Consider the following 2005-nt stretch of genomic DNA (forward strand, 5'->3'; position numbering starts at 1 on the left):
TGTGTCTGTTGTTTGAGAACTCAATAGTGTGCCAAGTTTGTTGATACCAATTTATTGTATTGAATTGGTTGAATTGACCAGGTTGCGCCACCCCGTGGTGTGGTCTGGTTTTTACAGCTGGTTTCAAATTTTGTGCATTGTGTGCATCCCGTTTTCCCGGGGGCGCATGGTGTGTCTGTTTTACTTCAACGGAGAGTTTGATCCTGGCTCAGGATGAACGCTGGCGGCGTGCTTAACACATGCAAGTCGAACGATGACCCGGTGCTTGCACCGGTGATTAGTGGCGAACGGGTGAGTAACACGTGAGTAACCTGCCCTTAACTCTGGGATAAGCCTGGGAAACTGGGTCTAATACCGGATATGACTCCTCATCGCATGGTGGGGGGTGGAAAGCTTTATTGTGGTTTTGGATGGACTCGCGGCCTATCAGCTTGTTGGTGAGGTAATGGCTCACCAAGGCGACGACGGGTAGCCGGCCTGAGAGGGTGACCGGCCACACTGGGACTGAGACACGGCCCAGACTCCTACGGGAGGCAGCAGTGGGGAATATTGCACAATGGGCGCAAGCCTGATGCAGCGACGCCGCGTGAGGGATGACGGCCTTCGGGTTGTAAACCTCTTTCAGTAGGGAAGAAGCGAAAGTGACGGTACCTGCAGAAGAAGCGCCGGCTAACTACGTGCCAGCAGCCGCGGTAATACGTAGGGCGCAAGCGTTATCCGGAATTATTGGGCGTAAAGAGCTCGTAGGCGGTTTGTCGCGTCTGCCGTGAAAGTCCGGGGCTCAACTCCGGATCTGCGGTGGGTACGGGCAGACTAGAGTGATGTAGGGGAGACTGGAATTCCTGGTGTAGCGGTGAAATGCGCAGATATCAGGAGGAACACCGATGGCGAAGGCAGGTCTCTGGGCATTAACTGACGCTGAGGAGCGAAAGCATGGGGAGCGAACAGGATTAGATACCCTGGTAGTCCATGCCGTAAACGTTGGGCACTAGGTGTGGGGGACATTCCACGTTTTCCGCGCCGTAGCTAACGCATTAAGTGCCCCGCCTGGGGAGTACGGCCGCAAGGCTAAAACTCAAAGGAATTGACGGGGGCCCGCACAAGCGGCGGAGCATGCGGATTAATTCGATGCAACGCGAAGAACCTTACCAAGGCTTGACATGGGCCGGACCGGGCTGGAAACAGTCCTTCCCCTTTGGGGCCGGTTCACAGGTGGTGCATGGTTGTCGTCAGCTCGTGTCGTGAGATGTTGGGTTAAGTCCCGCAACGAGCGCAACCCTCGTTCCATGTTGCCAGCGCGTAATGGCGGGGACTCATGGGAGACTGCCGGGGTCAACTCGGAGGAAGGTGGGGACGACGTCAAATCATCATGCCCCTTATGTCTTGGGCTTCACGCATGCTACAATGGCCGGTACAAAGGGTTGCGATACTGTGAGGTGGAGCTAATCCCAAAAAGCCGGTCTCAGTTCGGATTGGGGTCTGCAACTCGACCCCATGAAGTCGGAGTCGCTAGTAATCGCAGATCAGCAACGCTGCGGTGAATACGTTCCCGGGCCTTGTACACACCGCCCGTCAAGTCACGAAAGTTGGTAACACCCGAAGCCGGTGGCCTAACCCCTTGTGGGAGGGAGCTGTCGAAGGTGGGACTGGCGATTGGGACTAAGTCGTAACAAGGTAGCCGTACCGGAAGGTGCGGCTGGATCACCTCCTTTCTAAGGAGCACCTACAACCACCCTGCCAGGCGTTATGCCTGTGTGGTGGGGTTGTCAGGAGTAGGCCCGTTGCGCAGACGCTAGTTCTGCGGCGGGTGCTCACGGGTGGAATATCAGCAAATAGGTGCCTGGCGGCACAGGCCGGCAGCAAGTACGGAACGGTTCCCCTCGGGGTCCCGGTCCTGGAACGCTCGCCGGAATGAACCGCCGGGTGGTGTTTGGCACACTGTTGGGTCCTGAGGCAACAGGACCATGGCGCGGCCGCGTTCCCCGTTTGTGGGGTGCGGGGTTGG

1 rRNA gene is annotated in these 2005 nt (G+C 57.1%); it reads left to right on the forward strand.

Annotation, left to right across the window (positions count from 1 at the left end):
* Positions 1-185 precede the first annotated feature (185 nt).
* A 16S ribosomal RNA gene (locus M2428_RS22195) occupies positions 186-1712 on the forward strand.
* The last annotated feature ends 293 nt before the right edge of the window (positions 1713-2005 follow it).

Origin of the sequence: Arthrobacter sp. ES3-54 (assembly GCF_029504395.1) — a bacterium.
Classification (GTDB): Bacteria; Actinomycetota; Actinomycetes; order Actinomycetales; family Micrococcaceae; genus Arthrobacter.